The sequence below is a fragment of the Kitasatospora xanthocidica genome (assembly GCF_014656195.1).
Lineage (GTDB): Bacteria > Actinomycetota > Actinomycetes > Streptomycetales > Streptomycetaceae > Kitasatospora > Kitasatospora xanthocidica.
Genome location: NZ_BNBY01000004.1, coordinates 268,833 through 287,074 on the forward strand (window position 1 = coordinate 268,833; position 18,242 = coordinate 287,074).

Genomic DNA, 18,242 nt, shown 5'->3' on the forward strand with positions numbered 1-18,242 from the left:
GGCGGTCACCTGGGCTCCCCGGCCGCCCGCTCACGGCTCAGTCGTCGACGACCATCGACCCGCCCGGCACCCGTACCGCCAGTTCCTTCCAGAACCCGGCCCGGATGGCGTAGCGGTCGTGCTCGTCGATCTGGTCGTCCTTGTGCGCGAGCAGCCCGAAGCGGGCGGCGTAGCGGAGCAGCTCGCCGTCCACCCGGTGCGGGATGCGCGGGTAGTCGGGCCAGAGCACGGTGAGCCGCTCGGAGTCGCCGATCCGCTCGGTCCAGCGGCGGGCGAAGACCTGGCCGACCTCGTGGGCGTCGCCGCCGATGGAGGTGATGTCCTCCTCGCGGTCGGCCCAGCGCTGTTCGGAGGTGGTGAGCTGGGCGAGCGTGGGCAGGCTGTCCCCGGCGGTGACGGCGGGCTCCGGGGCGGGCCGGTCGACCCAGCCACGGTCGGAGGACCACCGCAGGACCGGCCCGGCCTGGGCGGCGGCGCCGTGGCCGTTCGTCCCGTGCCCGTTCGTCCCGTTCGCGTGGGCGGCGGACCCGTGCGCCCCGTGCCCGTTCGCCACCGGGGCGATCGGGGTGGCGGAGGGGGCCCGCCCGGCCAGGTCCTTCGGCGTGGGGACGACCTTGAGCGCGGTCGCCGCCGGCTGTGACCGGCCGTTGGCGGCGGAGGCGGGGGCGACGCCGGCTGCCGCGGCGGCGGCCGGCCTGACCACCGGCGGCACCCCGGCCGGCACCACGCTCGGGACCACACCGGGCACCACGCTCGGCAGCGCGGCCGGCGGGGCGGCGAGGATCTTGGCGATCTCCTGCCGGGCCCCGGGCGCCGGGAAGAGGTTGGCGGTGTCCCGCAGCGAGAACGAGCCCTCGATCCACTCGCGGTCCAGCACCCGCCGCTCGTCCGCCTCGCCGACCAGGTCCTCGGACTGGTTGAAGTCGCCGTCGGCGGCCTGCAGGGCCCACAGGTGGACGGCGACGCCGTGCTCCTTGGCGGTCATCATGCCGGGCAGCAGGTCACCGTCCCCGGTGATCAGTACGACGTCGGCGCAGGCCCGGTTGCGGGCGAGTTCGGAGAGCTCGGCGTGCATCGCGGCGTCCACGCCCTTCTGCACCCACCGGCCCTCGGCCCGGGTCAGGGCCCCGAGCCGCACGGTGACCCGGGGCAGGACGCGCAGCCGCCGGTGCTCGGGCATCGGGCGCCGGTCGGGCGCGGCGTCGAACCAGTAGATGCGCAGCAGCGGCAGCCCGGTCTCCGCCTCGGCGCGCTCGCGCAGCGCGGTGATCAGGGCCGTGTGGTTCACCGTGACCTTGGACCGGGATGGATCCCCTGCGAGCAGGCTGGCGGCGGCGCCCAGCAGATATCCGGCGTCCACCAGGACGACACAGCGGTCCATCGCGCACCTCTTTTCGCTCGCCCTCGGAATCAGTCGGGTCGGTCGTTCGGGGTGGGCGGTCCACCCGTCGTCCGGGCGTGCCGAGGTGAGGGGCCCCCGTCGTCGCCCGATCGTTGGGTCACCTTTTACCCGGGGTTCGCCTGCCGAACCTTGCCGGATGTCCCGGTACCGCAACAGCCGCCCCGACCGAGTCCGGACAACGCGAAGGCGGGCCCCGTTCAACGACGGGGCCCGCCCGAGGTCACGCGGCGGTGTTTCGACCTGTGTGCGCTGGAGCCCGGCGAGCGGCCGGCGGACTTCAACCCTTGAACCCGGAGGCCGGCCCGAGAAATCCTGAGGTCAGCCCTCGAACCCGGAGGTCAGCCCTTGAGCTCGGCGGCGACCAGCTCGGCCAGCTGGACGGCGTTGAGGGCGGCGCCCTTGCGCAGGTTGTCGTTGGAGACGAACAGCGACAGGCCGTTCTCCACCGTCTCGTCCACCCGGATGCGACCGACGAAGCTCGGGTCCCGGCCCGCGGCCTGCAGCGGGGTGGGGATGTCGGACAGCTCGACGCCGGGGGCGCCGGCCAGCAGCTCCACCGCGCGCTCGGGGCTGATCGGGCGCTCGAAGCGGGCGTTGATCTGCAGCGAGTGGCCGGAGAACACCGGGACGCGCACGCAGGTGCCGGAGACCTTCAGCTCCGGGATGCCGAGGATCTTGCGGCTCTCGTGGCGGAGCTTCTGCTCCTCGTCGGTCTCGTTGGAGCCGTCCTCGACGATGGAGCCGGCCAGCGGCAGCACGTTGAAGGCGATCGGGCGCTTGTAGACCTTGGGCTCGGGGAACTCGACCGCGGAGCCGTCGTGGGCGAGCGCGGCGGCACCGTCGATGACCTTGGCGGCCTGGTCCCGCAGCTCGGCGACACCGGCCACACCGCTGCCGGAGACGGCCTGGTAGGTCGAGACGACCAGCGCGGCCAGCCCGGCCTCCTCGTGCAGCGGGCGCAGCACGGGCATGGCGGCCATGGTGGTGCAGTTCGGGTTGGCGATGATGCCCTTGGGGCGGTCCGCGATGGCCTCGGGGTTGACCTCGGAGACCACCAGCGGGACCTCGGGGTCGCGGCGCCAGGCGGAGGAGTTGTCGATGACGACGGCACCGGCCGCGGCCGCCTTGGGGGCCAGGGCCTTGGAGGTGGAGCCGCCGGCCGAGAAGATCACGATGTCGAGGCCCGTGTAGTCGGCCGTGGCCGCGTCCTCGACGGTGACCTCGGTGCCCTGCCAGGGCAGCGTGCGCCCGGCCGAACGGGCCGAGGCGAACAGCCGCAGCTGCTCCACCGGGAAGCTTCGCTCCGCCAGGATCTCGCGGACCACGCCGCCGACCTGGCCGGTGGCACCGACAATGCCGATCTTCATTCCGACTACTCCTCTGGATGGTGCTGTCTACAGCCGCACTCCGCCCATCATGCCTTGTCACGGGGGTGGGGCGACCTGCCATTTCAGTGGGTGAGAGGCGCCTCGGACGGGCCCTAGTGGTCCAGACCACTCACCAACGCCAGGGCGGCCTCCACCTCGGCCCGCCCGGCCGGCAGCAGCGGCAGCCGGACGTCCGGGGTCGGGATCCGCCCCAGGGCGTGCAGCACGCCCTTGGTGACCGCCGGGTTCGGCGCCGCGAACGCCGCCAGCGCCAGCCCGGTCAGCCGGTGCCCGAGCGCCCGCGCCGACTCGACGTCCCCGACCCGCCAGGCCTGCGCCAGCTCCACGAACCGGGCGGTGGCCAGGTGGGCGGAGGCGAGGATCCCGCCGGCCGCGCCGAGCGCCAGCATCGGCGCGAGGAAGGCGTCCTCCCCGGTCAGGAACGCGAAGCCGTCGGGGGCGTCCGCGAGCAGTTCGGCGGCCGCCTGGTCCAGCCCGCCGGTCGCGTACTTGACGCCCACCACACCCTCGATCGCGGCGATCTCGCGCAGCGCCGCGGCCGACAGCTGCTGCCCGGTGCGGTACGGGATGTGGTAGACGACCAGCGGCAGCGGGCTGCTCGCGGCCAGCTCCCGGAAGTGCGCGACCGTCCCCGCCTCGCCGGGCCGGACGAAGGCCGGCACGGTGACCAGCGCGGCCGCCGCCCCCGGCACCCGCGCGCCGAGCGCGGCCAGGGACTCGGCGGTCGCCCGGGTGTCCCCGCCGGACGCGCCGACGATCAGCTGCGCGCCGCGCGCGGCGCAGGCGGCCGCGGCGACGTCCACCACCGCGTCCCGCTCCCCGGCGGTCAGCGCGGCCGGCTCACCGGTGGTGCCGAGCGCCACCAGCCCGGCCGCGCCGGCGTCGAGCAGCTCGTACGCGAGCTTCTCCAGCGCGTCCAGGGCGACGCCGCCGTCCGCGGCGAAAGGGGTGACGAGGGGGACGTAGATGCCCTTGAGTTCCAGGCCCTTGAGTTCCATGCGCACGATCCTGCGGCCGACCGTCACCGCAGGTCCAGTTCACATTTCCGACGCTTCTCGTAAGCTGAGCCGATGCTCGCTCTCGTAAGCTGAGCCGATGCTCGACGTCCGACGCCTGCGCCTGCTGCGCGAACTCGCCCACCTCGGCACCATCGCGGCCGTCGCCGAGGCGCTCTCCTTCAGCCCGTCCGCGGTGTCCCAGCAGCTGTCCGTCCTGGAGAAGGAGGCGGGCGTCCCGCTGCTGGAGCGCACCGGCCGCCGGGTCACCCTCACCCCGGCCGGGCGCAACCTGGTCCGGCACGCTGAGTCGGTGCTCGCCCTGCTGGAGCAGGCGGGCGCCGAACTCGCGCACGCCAGACGGGGGTTGGCCGGTCCGCTGCGGATCGGCACCTATCCCTCGGCGGCCCGCGCGATCATCCCGGCGGTGCTCGCCGAGCTCGCCGCCTGGCACCCCGGGCTGGAGCCGATGGTCACCGAGGTGGACCCGGCGGTCGTCGGCGCCGCCCTGCGCGCGGGCGAGCTGGACGTGGCCCTGGTGCACGAGTACGACCTCGTCCCGTCCGACCCCGAACCGGGCCTCGCGGCGACCCGCCCGGTCTTCACCGAGCCCATGTACCTGGCCGGCCGCACCGCCGGCACTATCGCCGAACAGCGCGGCGCCCCGTGGATCATGTCCCCGCCCGGCACCCTCTGCCACACCATGGCCGTCCGCGCCTGCGAGTCGGCCGGCTTCGCCCCCAGGATCCGCCACCAGATCGACGACTTCACCACCGTCCTCGCCCTGGTGGCCGCCGGCCAGGGCGTGGCCCTCGTCCCCCACCTCGGCACCGCCCAGCCCCCGCCCGGCGTCGTCCTCACCCGCCTGCCCATGTACCGCCGCACCCGCGCCGCCTTCCGGGCCGGCGCCGGGTCCCACCCGGCGATCTCGGCCTTCGTCTCGGCCCTCCACACCGCGGTACCCCCCGGTCTCGGCAGCGGCTCCTGAACGCGGAAGAGCCCGGGGCGCCGGCGGCACCCCGGGCTCAGGCCCTCGATCGGACCGCCGGGCGGCTCAGACCACCAGACAGCTCGGCCCGAGCAGCTGCTTCAGGTCCCCGAACAGCGCCGGGTCCGACTTCACCCGGTGCCGGTCCAGCCGCAGCACCGTGGTCTTGGTGCGGCCCTCCAGCCGCACCCGCACCTCGGTGGTGCCCTTGTGGTGGGTCAGCACCTCGCTGAGCCGGGCGACCAGCGGCGGGGTGACCTTCCCGGTCGGGATGTTGATGACGATCGGCGCCTCGGCGTGGGCGTTCGACAGGTCCGGGGCGGACAGCTCCATGCCCATCAGCCGGGGCACGTCCTCCCGCTTGTCGAGCTTGCCGCGCACGAACACCACGGCGTCCTCGACCAGTTGGGAGGAGACCAACTGGTAGCTCGCCGGGAAGAACATGCAGTCGATCGAGCCCGCCAGGTCCTCGACGGTGGCGATCGCCCAGGCGTTGCCCTGCTTGGTCATCTTCCGCTGGAGGCCCGAGATGATGCCGCCGATGGTGACGATCGTCCCGTCCGGCCGGTCCGCGAGGTCGGCGACCGCGCAGTCCGCCTTGTCGGCGAGCACGTGCTCGATGCCGTGCAGCGGGTGCGAGGAGACGTACAGGCCGAGCATCTCCCGCTCCTGGGTGAGCAGGAAGGACTTCTCCCACTCCTCCTCGGAGAAGACGACGTCCAGCCCGAAGCTCGGCTCGTCCGAGGCGATGTCGCCGCCGAAGAGGTCGTACTGCCCGACCGCCTGCTTGCGCTTCACGTCGACGACGTTGTCGATCATCGGCTCGAACTGCGCGCTGAGGCCCTTGCGGGTGTGCCCGAGCGAGTCGAAGGCGCCGGCCTTGATCAGCGATTCGACGGTCCGCTTGTTGCAGACCACCGACTCGACCTTGTCCAGGAAGTCGGGGAAGGAGGAGAACTTCCCCTTGGTCTTCCGGGTCCGGATCATCGACTCGACGACCGGCCCGCCGACGTTGCGGATGGCGGTCAGGCCGAAGCGGACGGTGTCGTCACCGTGCGGGGTGAAGTCCGAGTCCGACTCGTTGACGTCCGGCGGCAGCACCTGGATGCCCATCTTGCGGCACTCGTTGAGGTAGACCGCCGACTTGTCCTTGTCGTCCTTGACGGACGTGAGCAGGCCGGACATGTACTCGGCCGGGTAGTTGGCCTTCAGGTAGGCCGTCCAGTACGAGACCAGCCCGTAGCCCGCGGTGTGCGCTTTGTTGAACGCGTAGCCGGAGAAGGGGACGAGGACGTCCCACACCGCCTGGATGGCCGCGTCGGAGTAGCCGCGCTCGCGGCAGCCCTTCTGGAAGGGAACGAACTCCGCCTCCAGGATCTCCTTCTTCTTCTTGCCCATCGCCCGGCGCAGCAGGTCCGCCTGGCCGAGCGAGTACCCGGCGAGGATCTGCGCGGCCTTCTGCACCTGCTCCTGGTAGACGATCAGGCCGTACGTCGGCCGGAGCACCTCCTCCAGGGGCTTCTCCAGCTCCGGGTGGATCGGGGTGATCTCCTGCTGGCCGTTCTTGCGCAGGGCGTAGTTGGTGTGGGAGTTGACGCCCATCGGGCCCGGCCGGTACAGCGCCAGAACAGCCGAGATGTCTTCGAAGTTGTCGGGCTTCATCAGCCGCAGCAGCGAGCGCATCGGCCCGCCGTCGAGCTGGAAGACGCCCAGCGTGTCGCCGCGGGCGAGGAGTTCGTAGGTCGGCTTGTCGTCGAGCGGCAGCTTGAGCAGCTCGATCTTCTCGCCCTTGTTCCGCTCGATCGCCTTGACGGCGTCGTCCATGATCGTCAGGTTGCGCAGGCCGAGGAAGTCCATCTTGAGGAGGCCGAGGCCCTCACAAGTGGGGTAGTCGAACTGCGTGATGGTGACGCCGTCGGTGTGCCGGGTCCAGACCGGGATGTGGTCGGTCAGCGGCTCGGCGGACATGATGACGCCGGCCGCGTGCACACCGGGCTGGCGGATCAGGCCCTCGATGCCGCGCGCGGTGTCGATGACCTTCCGGACGTCCGGGTCGCTCTCGTACAGCCCGCGGATCTCGCCGGCCTCGCCGTAGCGCGGGTGGCTGTTGTCCGTGATGCCGGAGAGCGGGATGCCCTTGCCCATGACGTCCGGCGGCATCGCCTTGGTGATCCGGTCGCCCATCGCGTAGGGGTAGCCGAGGACCCGCGAGGAGTCCTTGATGGCGGCCTTCGCCTTGATGGTGCCGTACGTGACGATCATGGCGACCTTGTCGGACCCCCACTTCTCCGTCACGTAGCGGATCACGTCACCGCGCCGGCGCTCGTCGAAGTCGATGTCGACATCGGGCATGGAGATGCGCTCGGGGTTGAGGAAGCGCTCGAAGATCAGGCCGTGCGGGATGGGGTCGAGGTCGGTGATGCCCATCGCGTACGCGACCAGCGAACCGGCCGCCGAACCGCGGCCCGGGCCCACCGCGATGCCCTGGCTCTTGGCCCACATGATGAAGTCGGCGACCACGAGGAAGTACGCCGGGAACCCCATCTGGATGATGGTGTCCATCTCGTACTCGGCGAGCTTCTTGTGCTCCTCGTCGTACCCGTTCGGGAAGCGCCAGTCCATGCCCTCCCAGACCTTGGACTTGAAGAAGTCCGCCTCGGACTCGAAGCCCTCCGGGATGGGGAAGCGGGGCATGAGGTTCTTGAACTTGAACATGCCCTCGGTGTCGACGCGGGAGGCGACCAGGAGCTGGCTGTTGCGGCAGCCCTCCTGCCAGGCGTCCGAGGAGTCCAGCGCGTACATCTCGGCGGCGGACTTGATGTAGTAGCCGGTGCCGTCGAAGCGGAAGCGGTCCGGGTCGGAGAGGTTCTTGCCGGTCTGGACGCAGAGCAGGAGGTCGTGCGCGCCCGCGTCGGCCTCGGTGGTGTAGTGCGAGTCGTTGGTGACGACCGGCGGGATGTTCAGCTTCCTGCTGATCTCCAGCAGCCCGTCGCGGACCCGCTTCTCGATGTCGAGGCCGTGGTCCATCAGCTCCAGGAAGTAGTTCTCCTTGCCGAAGATGTCCTGGTAGTCGGCGGCGGACTTGACGGCCTCGTCGAACTGGCCGAGGCGCAGCCGGGTCTGGACCTCACCGGACGGGCAGCCGGTGGTGGCCATCAGGCCGCCGGACAGCTCCGCGATCAGCTCCTTGTCCATCCGGGGCCACTTCACCAGCCAGCCCTCGGCGTAGGAGCGCGAGGTCAGCTTGAAGAGGTTGTGCAGGCCCTCCTTGTTCCGGGCCCAGATGGTCTTGTGGGTGTACGCGCCGGACGCGGAGACGTCGTCCCGCTTCTGGTGCGGCTGGCCCCACAGGATCCGCTTGGTGTTCGAGCGGGACTCCGGGGCGACGTACGCCTCGATGCCGATGACGGGCGTGATCCCGGCCGCGGTGGCCTGCTTGTGGAACTCGGCGGCGCCGTACATGTTGCCGTGGTCGGTCATCGCCACATGGGTCTGCCCGAGGCGCTCGACCTCCTTGAACATCTGCTTCAGCCGGGCGGCACCGTCCAGCATCGAGTACTCGGTGTGGACGTGCAGATGCGCGAACGGCTGATCGCTCAAGGCGGGGCCTCCGAAGGCTCTCGTGCTGGGCTGGTGGGCCGGCGAACGCGCAGGTCACAGGGGATGCCCCGGAAATGGATGTGGCCCGGACCACCTCACGGGGTCCGGACCGTCACTCACACGTTCACCCGTCCACTCTAGCCCCCTCGAACAGCTTTGCCGCTCGACGGGAGAGGCCCCTAGGTCAGCCCGGCGAGTCGCGCCCGAGCGGCGTTTCTGACCTCCGGATCCTCCATCGGATCGTCCCCGAGACAGGCCAGCCGGTCGCGCACATGGGGGCGGTCGGGGGCCCGCTCGACGCCCAGCAGACGCGCTCGCGCTTCGCAGTCCCACAGTGACTCGGTGTACGCCTCGGCCATCCCCGACGAGCCGAGGGCGTCCAACGCCGTCAGGTAGTCGGGGCGCTCGTACGAGTGCGGGGTGTGGAGCCAGAAGCGCCGCAGCAGGGAGATCGCGTCAGCGGCCTTCGGACCGAATCGCGCCAGCCCACGTGCCATCTGAACCGGCCCGCACCAGATACGGTCCACCCAGTCCCGCTCCAGCTCGGCGATCAGCGTCGGAATGTCCTGCTCCTCGCCGTGTTCAGCCAGGACGGACAGGCCCTCCCAGGCCAGCCAACGGGTGTCGGAGGCAACCCACTCACGGGCGGCCGGCATGGCGAGGGCGCCGAGCTTACGGATGACACCTGGGAGCAGCGGCAGGGAGTACTCGCCGTCCGCCGTGCCGAGCGAGGGGACGAGCGGGACGAGTGCGGGCTCCGGCTCCCGCCGGTAGAGGACGCGCAGCGCGTTCCTCTTGCGGTGCGCCGACTCGTCAGGGTCGGCGAGCAGTTCCAGCAGTGCGGTGTTCGGCAGCCCGGCCATCGGATCCGGCTCGCCGGGCTGCCGTTGCGAAGCCGGGAATTCCTCGTGCTCCTCCTTCGCCACCTGATCCCGCAGGGCCTCCCGAGCCTCGGTCGAGCCCCCGAGTGCCAGCAGCTCCAGGACTCCGACGGCCCGGTCGCGGGTGTCCTCGTCGTCGGACAGGAGTTCCACTACCGGCGCTAGCGGCAGCTCAAGGTCCCGGATCAGCCGGGCCAGGTAGAGGTGCCGGTCGTCGACCTGCGAGTCCCACCGCCACTCCCAGCGGATGCAGCCGTGGACGAGGTCGGCGACCGAAGCCCGGTCCTCGGCGGCCATCAGCGCGCCCTGACCCCGGCCGCGCTGCAGCAGGCCGAGGAGGGTGTTCGGTGGCGCGTACTCGTATCTCCGCTGTGTCACGCGGTCCATCGTGCCTCAAGAGGTCGCGGGCTCACTCCCCCTCCTCGGGCGCCTCCGTGCCCGGGTGAGCCGGCGGTAGGCGAGATGGACCGCGAGGCCCAGCAGGGTCATGACGACCGACGCGACCAGTGCGACCACATCGAGTACGTTCCGGCCCAGCGAGTTCCAGAAGCCGATGCTCGAAGCGAGAGCGGCGACATCGGTGTGCCGGGGGTCGTACACCACCGTCACGGTGTCGCGGGCCTTGATGGTGTCGGTGACGTAGGCGAGTCGGGTCTCGACGGATGTCCCCCCGGGCGTCGTGAACCGCACCCGGCAGTCGGCGTTCCCTGCCGGGTTGTCCCGCGGCCCGCTCACTTCGGTGCACTCGGTGACGACCGCCGGGGTGTGGACGCCACGGCTGCGCAGATCCGACGTCACACCCATGTCGTGCGGTATCAGGTAGACCAGGCTGAGGACGAACAGCAGGACCCCCAGGGCGATCATCGCGATCGACCCGTTCCGCACCGTCCGGCCGTGGTCCGGCGTGTTCTCCATCGATCCCCCCGGTGTCGGCCCGACTGCCCACGCCCGCGCACGCCAGCCGCACCCACCGGCTCCGCCACGCTACGCCCGGGTCCGCCTCCGCACCAGTTCCTTGATCTCCTCCGGGAGCGCGTCCGCCGCCAACAGGCCCGGCAGCAGCTGCGGTTCGGTCGTCACCGCGCGGAACGAGCTGGCCACTGTGACGTCGTGGTCCGGGCGGTGCACCACCTCCACCGCGTCTCCCGCGTGCAGTTCGCCGGGTGTGACCACCCGCAGGTAGGCGCCCGGCAGGGCTGCCTCGGTGAAGCGGCGGATCCAGCCCTCGCGGTCCAGCCAGCCTTGGAAGGTCCCGCAGGGGATGCGCGCGCAGGACACCTCCAGGACCACGTCCGGGCCGATCCGCCAGCGTTCCCCGATCAGGGCGCCGTTGACGTCCAGGCCGGTGGTGGTCAGGTTCTCGCCGAAGGAGCCGTTGTCGAGTTCCCGGCCCAGCTCCTCCTGCCAGCCGTCCAGGTCCTCCCGGGCGTAGGCGTACACGGCCTGGTCGTCGCCGCCGTGGTTCCGCACGTCGTACACCCGGTCCCCGGCGAGGCCGACCGCGCCCGTCCCCTTGGGGCCCGGCGCGGCCACGGCGACCGGGCCGTCCACCGGGTGCTTGTCGATGCCTGTGGCGCGGAGGCCCTTCCACGGGTTCGGCCGGGGCCTGCCGACGTTGACGGAGAGCAGTCGCGCGTGTGCGTCCATGCTTCGACCGTACGACGGGTGCCCGGCCCGGGTCCACGGAATACCTCCCCCGCCGACTTCGCCGACGTCGCCGGGGCGGCCCGCGTCAGCGCGGCGGCCCCTCGCGCTCACCCGCGTGGGGGGCCGCGAACCGCCGGCGCTCCGGAGCCCGGCCGTCAGTCCTCGTCGTCCAGTACCGCGACGTGGTTGCCCGTGCCGGCCGGGGTGGTGCTCTCCCCGCCGTGCGGGCGCGGCCGCGAGGGACAGACTCTCGGCGCCACGTCCTTCAGGCCCAGCAGCCGGAAGTAGTTCTGCCCGAGCGCGATGTCCCGGAAGGCCTCGTTGTCCAGTGCCCGGTTGATCCGGCTGGTGACCTCCAGCTCCTCCTCGTACACCTTGTAGTCCTTGTTCCGCGCGGCCACGAAGTCCGTCCCGGTGATCGCCCGGGTCGGGTGGCGGTCGAGGAAGGCGGCGTACTTCTCCCGGGCGCCGGGCCGGCTGAAGTAGAGGTCCTCCAGTACGCGCCAGCTCAAGTCCAGGGTCAGGTTGGGGTGTTGGCCGAGGAGCCGGTCCAGGATGCGGATGTGCTCGTCCGGGTCCATGGTGGCGAGCTCCTTGGAGAGCCCCATGTGCGCCCACACGATCTTGTTGTCGGGGTACTGCGTGAGGATCTCCTCCATCAGGTGGAGGTACTTGGTCGGCTCCGCGTCGTTGCCGAGGTCGGAGTGGAAGGTGACGGGGATCCCGCGCTCCTGGTACACCCGCATGAAGGGCGCCCAGTTCGGGATGTCCTCGCTGGTGGCGGGTTCGGCCAGGTTGGGCAGGATCGCCTGCTTGACCACGTTGACCTCGCCGGCCCACCGGAACATCCCCGGGTACTCCCGGTCCAGCAGCGCGATTCCGGCCGGGACGGTCTCGGGGTGGTGCAGGTCCATGAACGTCATGGAGAGCGCGAGCTTCGGGTCCTCGGGCCGGTTCTCCCGCAGGCTCTCGGCGTTGACGAAGTCGTTGCGCAGCATGGGCCGTACGGGCGTGCCGGGGCAGTCGAGGTAGTACGTGCAGCCGGAGTCGGCGGGCAGTACCTGCCCGATGCCGAACATGTTGGCGTAGCGGACGCCGCTCTTGCGCAGGTAGTCGGCCATCTCCTCGAAGGGGATGGCCCGGCCGCCGAAGGGCCGGAAGTGCAGGTGGCCGTCGACGACCGAGGTGTACGGCTCGGTGGACCGGTCGAAGCAGGCCCGGGCCGCGAAGGCCTCGCCGGCTCCCGCCGGGGAGAAGACGACGGCCAGCGCGGTCGCGCCGACGACGGCGGCGGTGAACCGTCTGCCGGTCCGTTGCCCGTTCCTCACGGGCTTCATCAGATTCATCGGCGTCATCGGATTCCTGTGCTTCAGGGGCTTCATGACGTTGCCTCCGGTGGCGGTCGGCCGGCGCTCGGCACCGGCCCGGGGTCTGGTGCTGCCACGGAGAAGGGTCAGCCGTCGAGCCGCCGCCCGTTGCCGCTCCGCACGGTGTCGGCCCGCCCGGCCGCTCGAACGGCCGTACCCGTAGGTCCGTCGGGGTTCCTCGGGATCCACCGGAGGCCCCCGCCGCCCCGACGCCCCACCGCCCCACCGCCCCACCGCCCCACCGCCCCGGCGGCGTGTCGAGTGGCGATCCACCGCCCACGACGACAGGGTGACCGGCAGCAAACCCCACCAGAAAGGGTCAAAATGCCCGAGGTCACCACCCCGTACGCGACCGGCACCCCCTGCTGGGTCGACCTGATGGCGAAGGACCAGCAGGCCGCGCTGGACTTCTACCGCGACCTGTTCGGCTGGCAGGGCCAGCCCGGCCCGGCCGAGTTCGGCGGCTACGCGGTCTGCGAGTTCAACGGCAGGGCCGCGGCCGGCATCGGCCCGGCGATGGCCCCCGAGGGCATGCCGGAACCGCCGACCGTCTGGACGAGCTACCTGGCCACCACCGACGCCCAGGCCACCCAGGACGCGATCGTCGCCGCCGGCGGCACGCTGATCGCCCCGGTCATGGACGTCGGCGCCCTGGGCCGGATGCTGATCGCCTCCGATCCGCAGGGCGCGGTCTTCGGCGTCTGGCAGCCGGGCGAGTTCTTCGGCGCCCAGGTGGTCAACGAGGCCGGCGCGCTGACCTGGAACGAACTGCACACCAGCGACATCCAGGCCGCCACCGCCTTCTACGGCGCGGCGTTCGGCATCGAGATCGAGCCGCTGGACGGCGCGGACTCCTACTGGGAGGTCCGGGTCGGCGGCCGCGCGGTCGGCGGCGCCACCCTCCTCGCCAACGACCCGCCCGGCACCCCGGCGCACTGGCTGACCTACTTCGCGGTCGACGACGTCGACTCCACCGTGGACGCCCTGGTGAAGCGCGGCGGCACGGTCCTCGCCCCGCCGTTCGACATGATGGCCGGCCGGATGACCGTCGTCGCCGACCCCCAGGGCGCCGCCTTCGCGATGATCAAGCCCCAGCCGCTGGCCTGAGCCCCCGCACACCCGCGCCCGCCCGACCCCGCCCGGGCGGGCGCCCCGCATTCCCCCGCACGCCCGCTCCCCGAAATCCCGTTGCCCCGCCGCCAGTTACGGGCCGACACTCCCCCCATGCTCGGATTCGCACGGACCGACAACGAAGCCCTCGTCTCCTACCTGGGCGACCCCCAGCGCACCGTGGGCGCCTACCACGAACTGCTGCGCCGAGCCGCGGACTCCCTCGACGCCATCCGCGCCGGCCTGTCCGACCCGGACCCGGCGGTGCGGGAGGGCTGCTGCCGCCTCCTCGACCACCTGGTCGACACCGACTCGATGGACCTCCTGATCGCGATGGCGGACGACCCCGACGCCCGGGTCCGGATCGCCGCCTTCCACGCCCTGGCCTGCGACCGCTGCAAGGACGACGCCTGCGCGCCGGGCGCGGACCGGGTGCTGGACCCGGCGCTGCGGCACCTGGCCGACGACCCGGACCCGCAGGTCCGGATGCGGGCCGCCGAGCTCGTCGGCAAGTTCGTCCACACCGTCCCCGGCGCCCTCGCCGCCCTGGTGCGCTGCCACGAGCGGGACCCGAGCCCGGCCGTCCGCAAGAAGGCCGGCTGGTACGTCCCCGGCGGCCCGATCCACCGCCGCACGGCCCCGCCCGCCGCCGGCTGAGTTTCGCGCTCACCGCGCAAAGCGCAGGAAGTCGGCCTGTCCGACTTCCTGCGCGAGTACGCGAGCCCCTACCCTCCGGCGCCTCAGCGCCGGACCGCCCGCAGCCACACCGCGAGTCCGAGGCAGAGCAGGCACGTCCCGGCCAGCACCAGCGGGATCACCGTCGCCCCGTCCGAGCCGCTGAGCGCCCCGACCACCGCCGGGACGACGGCGTTGCCGAGCATGCAGCAGAGCGTCAGTACGGAGGTCGCCTGCTGCGGCACCTCCGCCACGCCGGAGACCCAGGCGATCAGGGTCGGCAGCACCGGCGCCAGCGCCAGCCCGGCCAGGGGGTAGGCGACCACCGCCAGGTGCGGCACCGCGGCCAGGGCCAGCGCGCCGAGACCGGCCGCCAGGTAGCCGGGCAGGGTGGTGCGGCCGGGCAGCCGCTTGGTCAGCTGCGGGAGGACCAGGCGTCCGACGGCCATGCCGGCCCAGAAGCCGGAGGCCGCGGTGGTCGCGGCCTGCGTGCTCCAGCCGTCGCGCACCAGTTGGGTCGACTGCCAGGTACCGATGCTGGTCTCCATGCCCGCGTACACCAGGCCGACCAGCAGGAAGGGGAGCAGCTGCAGGCCGATCCGCCGGCCGCCACCGCCGGCGCCCGCCCCCGGCTCGCCCTTCGGGGCGGCGAGCACCGCCCCCGCCCGCCCGACCAGGAAGCACGGCAGCGCGCACACCGCCGCGGCCAGGGCGAGCAGCCGGATGTCCGTGTGCCCGACGGCCCCGGCGGCCAGTGGTCCCAGCATCGCGCCGATCCCGAAGACCGCGTTCAACCGGTTGACCATCACCACGCTGTTCCCCGCGAACCCGCGCGCGAACGCCGTGTTGAGGGTGAGCGCGAGCCCGCCGTACCCGATGCCGGTCACCGCCGCGCAGCCGAGGTAGGCGGTCCAGCCGGGGCTGGCCGCCATTCCGGCGGCGCCGGCGGCGAAGACGGCGAGCAGGACGGGCGGCGCCGCCCGGACGTTCAGCCGGCGGCCGAGCAGCCCGATGCAGACGGTCGCCGCGAGCGCGCCGAGGTTGTAGGCGGAGACGACCCGTCCGACCTCGTGCTCGGCGCCGAACCGTTCCCGCAGGTACGGGAGGGAGGCGCCGAGCGAGGCGGTGAGCACGCCGAGGACGAGGAAGACGCAGAACGCCGAGACCGCCGCCGACCTGGCCATCACCGGCGCGGCCGGCACCCCCGGTCCGGCCTGCTCCACCCGGCTCTCCGCCGCCGACCCTGAGCCGACGAGCCCCGGCCCGGAGTCCCCGAGCGCTGGCCCGGAGCCGACCAGCCCCGCCCCGGAGTCCCCGAGCCCCGCCCCGGAATCGACGAGCGCCGGGTTCGACGCGGCCCGGCCGGCCTCAGCCACCGTCGGGCCCGAGCGCGAGCGCCACGGTGACCCGCCCGTCCGGGTCGGTCAGCGTGATCGTCCCGCGGCCGTCCGCCACCACCAGGGCGGTGAAGTCCGGCACCGCGACCACCGCACCGGCCTCCACCAGCGCCGGCCCGCCGATCCCGACGCAGACCGCCCCGGCCGTGACGGCCGAGCGCACCCCGCTGACCGAGTCCTCGAAGACCAGCGTGCGCTGCGGCCGGATCCCGAGCCCCCGGCAGGCCGCCAGGTACGGGTCCGGGTGCGGCTTGCCCCGCTCCACGTCGTCCCGGGTGACCCGCACCCGGAAGACGTCGAGCAGGCCGAGCCCGCCCAGCGCGTTGTCGATCTTCCGGGTCCAGCTGCTGGTGGCCAGGCCGATCGGTACCCCCGCGTGCCGGAGCCGGTCGGCGAGCCCGTCCGCGCCGGGGACGGCGTGGTACGGCGCCTCCTCCTCGACGGTGTCCACCTCGGCCCAGATCGCCTCCCGGTCGGTGTCCGAGTGGTCGGGGAAGATCAGCCGTACCGTCTGGTCGCCGGTCCGCCCGTGGACGTACTCCTCGATCTCCGGGTCGGTCAGCGCCCGGCCGTGGCGCCGGGCCACCGACCGCCACGCCTCCTCGATCACCGGCCTGGAGTCGATCAGGACCCCGTCCATGTCGAAGACGACGGCCTCGACCTCGTACCGCGTTCCGGCTTGCGGCTGCATCGGTCTCCTCACTCGGCGCTTGCGCCATACGGTCTGACGATAGTTCAACCCGCATCGGCCGGGCGGTCAACTGGACTAGACCTCCCCAGGTGACCTCCCGGCCGATCCAGCAGGCGCGACCCCAGGGCGTGTCGGACACGCCCCAGGGTCCGACAAAGGCCCTAGCCGGCCCGCCGCGCCATGAAGCCGTCGGCGGAGTCCTTCCACACCAGGTACACGTCGTCGACCAGCAGCAGGTCGATCACCTCGTCGGCCAGCGGGTCGAGCGCGTCGCGGTGCGACCCGACGATCGGCTCCTCGTGCTTGTTGAACGAGGTGTTCACCAGCGCCGCCTGGCCGCTGCGGTCGTACCAGGCCATCAGCAGGCCGTGCAGGAACGGGTCGTCCTGGGCCCGGACGACCTGCGGGCGGGCGGTGTTGTCGACGTGCACCACCGCCGGGCAGGCCTTGGCGAAGGGCTCGTGGCAGTCGTAGGTGAGCGTCATGAACAGCGCCGCCGGGTGCTCCGGCTCCCAGCCCACGTAGCAGTCGGCCGCCAGGTCCTCGGCCGTGATCGGCGCGAAGGGCATGAACTCGGTGCGGTTCAGGCGCTTGTTGAGCCAGTCGTTCATGCTCGGGTCGGCGGTGCCGTAGATGACGCTGCGGCGGCCGAGCGCGCGCGGGCCGAACTCCATCCGGCCGCGGTAGGTGCCGATGACCTGGTCCGCCTCCAGCGCGCCCAGCAGGACCTCCTGCATGGACTCGCCGATCCGCCGGTAGCGCAGCTCGGGGTAGTCCCGCAGGATCTCCTCCAGCCGGCCCTCGGAGATCGCGGCGTCCGGCCCGAGCGCCATCGAGGGCACCCGCGGGCGCTCGCCGGTCTCCCGGTGGGCCACGATCACGGCGGTCTGCAGCGGCAGCCCGCCGTCGCCCATCGGCGGCAGCACGTAGACGTTCCGTACGCCCGCGGTCTCGAAGATCCGCTGGTTGAGCTTGACGTTGGCGAACACGCCGCCGGAGAGGCAGACGTTTCCGCTGGTCACCCGGCCGATGTGGCGCGCCACGACGGCGGTCAGCAGGTCCTCGACGTGCCGCTGGGCGGCGGCCGCGACATCGGCCGGCTCGTGGGTGGCGATCTCGGCCAGCAGCGCCTCGGAGTAGCCCTCGTAGGACGGCTGGTACCAGTCGCCGCAGCGGGCGCGGATCGCGCCGTTCTCCTCGACGTCGATCATCCGCCGCATCAGCGGGAGGAGCTTCTCCGGGTCGCCGTTGGCGGCCAGCCCGGTGATCTTGCCCTCGTGGCGGTTGGGGCGGAAGCCGAGCAGCTTGGTGATCCGGCCGTAGAAGTACCCGAGGCTGTCGATCGAGGTCTCGCGCTGGAGCACCTCCTCGCCGCCCGGGAAGTAGTGCGTGACGGTCAGGGACTGGAAGTCCCCTCGGCCGTCGCAGGTGACCACGAGGGAGTCGTCGAACGGGGAGCAGAGGAAGGCGCCCAGGCCGTGCGACTCGTGGTGGTCGATGTGAACCACCTTGCCGCGCAGTCCGTTCTCCTCGATGAACGCATCGAACTCACCGCGCTTCTCGCGGTCGTTCCGAATTTCGTCGGATATCCGCTTGCGGAGATGAGGAAGCGCCTCGGGGCGCAGCCGGGCCTCCTCCGAAATCCGGTCCACGTAGAGCAGCAGGTGCTTTTCGGCGCTGAATCCCGCCTGCCATCCGTAGGCCACCCGGTCGACATCGGAAAGGGTGACCCCGGCCTCCTTCAGGACGTAGTCGATCGACTGCTCCGGCCAGGTCTTGTGATCCTTGACCCGGGAGAACCGCTCCTCGCTGACGGCCGCGACGACCGTTCCGTCCTGAACCAGGCAGGCGCCGGCCAGATCGTTGTTGGTGATTCCGAGAACAAGCATGTGCGGCTCCAATGCTTAACGTCACGGGAAATCGCTCGACGGCAATTCCACGGATTTGGCGAGCTGGTGAGGCTGGAGTGCACCGCGACTCTATGGAGAGGTTTCCCCGGAGATCAACGACGCCGTGGGGAATCCGGTCAACCTGACCTGCCGTCGGACTGTGACGCCCGGGAGGCCGCCCGGTGAACAACGGTTCGTCAACCGATCATTCA

Annotated in this window: 14 protein-coding genes; 3 read left to right on the forward strand and 11 right to left on the reverse strand. The window is 71.9% G+C overall.

The window, feature by feature from the left end; all coding sequences use genetic code 11:
- Nucleotides 1-37: 37 nt before the first annotated feature.
- The 3 genes from IE332_RS09595 to IE332_RS09605 all read right to left on the reverse strand — a co-directional run bounded on the left by IE332_RS09595 (nt 38) and on the right by IE332_RS09605 (nt 3,788).
- Nucleotides 38-1,381 (reverse strand): NYN domain-containing protein, encoded by a 1,344-nt coding sequence (locus tag IE332_RS09595; protein WP_189915026.1) that lies wholly within the window; start codon nt 1,379-1,381, stop codon nt 38-40.
- Nucleotides 1,382-1,740: 359 nt separating this feature from the next.
- On the reverse strand, nt 1,741-2,769 hold the full coding sequence (locus tag IE332_RS09600) for an aspartate-semialdehyde dehydrogenase (RefSeq protein WP_189915027.1): 1,029 nt from the start codon (nt 2,767-2,769) through the stop codon (nt 1,741-1,743).
- Nucleotides 2,770-2,882: 113 nt separating this feature from the next.
- On the reverse strand, nt 2,883-3,788 hold the full coding sequence (locus IE332_RS09605) for a dihydrodipicolinate synthase family protein (protein ID WP_189915028.1): 906 nt from the start codon (nt 3,786-3,788) through the stop codon (nt 2,883-2,885).
- A gap of 97 nt (nt 3,789-3,885) precedes the next feature.
- Between IE332_RS09605 and IE332_RS09610 the strand changes: the two genes are divergently transcribed.
- Nucleotides 3,886-4,773 carry a LysR family transcriptional regulator gene (locus IE332_RS09610; protein ID WP_189915029.1) on the forward strand — a complete coding sequence of 296 codons (888 nt, stop codon included), beginning with the start codon at nt 3,886-3,888 and terminating at the stop codon, nt 4,771-4,773.
- 66 nt (nt 4,774-4,839) lie between these two features.
- Here IE332_RS09610 and dnaE read toward each other — a convergent pair whose 3' ends face one another.
- The 5 genes from dnaE to IE332_RS09635 all read right to left on the reverse strand — a co-directional run bounded on the left by dnaE (nt 4,840) and on the right by IE332_RS09635 (nt 12,229).
- Nucleotides 4,840-8,373, reverse strand: a complete 3,534-nt coding sequence (dnaE, locus tag IE332_RS09615) for a DNA polymerase III subunit alpha (RefSeq protein WP_189915030.1) — start codon at nt 8,371-8,373, stop codon at nt 4,840-4,842.
- A 179-nt stretch (nt 8,374-8,552) separates the two neighbouring features.
- A complete protein-coding gene (locus IE332_RS09620) occupies nt 8,553-9,632 on the reverse strand; it encodes a hypothetical protein (protein ID WP_189915031.1) in 1,080 nt (359 codons plus the stop codon).
- 15 nt (nt 9,633-9,647) lie between these two features.
- Entirely contained in the window at nt 9,648-10,169 is a 522-nt protein-coding gene (locus IE332_RS09625) for a DUF3592 domain-containing protein (RefSeq protein WP_189915032.1), read from the reverse strand.
- A gap of 69 nt (nt 10,170-10,238) precedes the next feature.
- Nucleotides 10,239-10,901, reverse strand: a complete 663-nt coding sequence (locus IE332_RS09630) for an MOSC domain-containing protein (protein ID WP_189915033.1) — start codon at nt 10,899-10,901, stop codon at nt 10,239-10,241.
- 155 nt (nt 10,902-11,056) lie between these two features.
- Nucleotides 11,057-12,229 (reverse strand): amidohydrolase family protein, encoded by a 1,173-nt coding sequence (locus tag IE332_RS09635; RefSeq protein WP_229928469.1) that lies wholly within the window; start codon nt 12,227-12,229, stop codon nt 11,057-11,059.
- A gap of 363 nt (nt 12,230-12,592) precedes the next feature.
- Between IE332_RS09635 and IE332_RS09640 the strand changes: the two genes are divergently transcribed.
- Together IE332_RS09640 and IE332_RS09645 are read left to right on the forward strand one after the other, a co-directional pair.
- Complete coding sequence (locus IE332_RS09640; protein WP_189915035.1) at nt 12,593-13,375, forward strand: VOC family protein; 783 nt, start codon at nt 12,593-12,595, stop codon at nt 13,373-13,375.
- Nucleotides 13,376-13,492: 117 nt separating this feature from the next.
- The gene (locus IE332_RS09645) at nt 13,493-14,035 is read left to right on the forward strand and encodes a HEAT repeat domain-containing protein (RefSeq protein ID WP_189915036.1); all 543 of its coding nucleotides are present in this window, start codon (nt 13,493-13,495) and stop codon (nt 14,033-14,035) included.
- An 83-nt stretch (nt 14,036-14,118) separates the two neighbouring features.
- Here the strand turns inward: IE332_RS09645 and IE332_RS09650 are convergent, their stop codons facing one another.
- The 3 genes from IE332_RS09650 to IE332_RS09660 form a co-directional block, all read right to left on the reverse strand.
- The gene (locus tag IE332_RS09650) at nt 14,119-15,276 is read right to left on the reverse strand and encodes an MFS transporter (protein ID WP_189915037.1); all 1,158 of its coding nucleotides are present in this window, start codon (nt 15,274-15,276) and stop codon (nt 14,119-14,121) included.
- Between the two features lie 145 nt (nt 15,277-15,421).
- Complete coding sequence (locus IE332_RS09655; RefSeq protein ID WP_189915038.1) at nt 15,422-16,141, reverse strand: HAD family hydrolase; 720 nt, start codon at nt 16,139-16,141, stop codon at nt 15,422-15,424.
- A 161-nt stretch (nt 16,142-16,302) separates the two neighbouring features.
- Nucleotides 16,303-18,030 carry a carbamoyltransferase family protein gene (locus IE332_RS09660; RefSeq protein ID WP_189915039.1) on the reverse strand — a complete coding sequence of 576 codons (1,728 nt, stop codon included), beginning with the start codon at nt 18,028-18,030 and terminating at the stop codon, nt 16,303-16,305.
- Nucleotides 18,031-18,242 lie beyond the last annotated feature (212 nt).

Excerpts from the sequence above, each read along its gene's own strand:
- IE332_RS09595 (WP_189915026.1), bottom strand. The coding sequence starts at position 1,381 with ATGGACCGCTGTGTCGTCCTGGTGGACGCCGGATATCTGCTGGGCGCC.
- IE332_RS09600 (WP_189915027.1), bottom strand. The coding sequence starts at position 2,769 with ATGAAGATCGGCATTGTCGGTGCCACCGGCCAGGTCGGCGGCGTGGTC.
- IE332_RS09605 (WP_189915028.1), bottom strand. The coding sequence starts at position 3,788 with ATGGAACTCAAGGGCCTGGAACTCAAGGGCATCTACGTCCCCCTCGTC.
- IE332_RS09610 (WP_189915029.1), top strand. The coding sequence starts at position 3,886 with ATGCTCGACGTCCGACGCCTGCGCCTGCTGCGCGAACTCGCCCACCTC.
- IE332_RS09625 (WP_189915032.1), bottom strand. The coding sequence starts at position 10,169 with ATGGAGAACACGCCGGACCACGGCCGGACGGTGCGGAACGGGTCGATC.
- IE332_RS09630 (WP_189915033.1), bottom strand. The coding sequence starts at position 10,901 with ATGGACGCACACGCGCGACTGCTCTCCGTCAACGTCGGCAGGCCCCGG.
- IE332_RS09640 (WP_189915035.1), top strand. The coding sequence starts at position 12,593 with ATGCCCGAGGTCACCACCCCGTACGCGACCGGCACCCCCTGCTGGGTC.
- IE332_RS09645 (WP_189915036.1), top strand. The coding sequence starts at position 13,493 with ATGCTCGGATTCGCACGGACCGACAACGAAGCCCTCGTCTCCTACCTG.
- IE332_RS09655 (WP_189915038.1), bottom strand. The coding sequence starts at position 16,141 with ATGCAGCCGCAAGCCGGAACGCGGTACGAGGTCGAGGCCGTCGTCTTC.
- IE332_RS09660 (WP_189915039.1), bottom strand. The coding sequence starts at position 18,030 with ATGCTTGTTCTCGGAATCACCAACAACGATCTGGCCGGCGCCTGCCTG.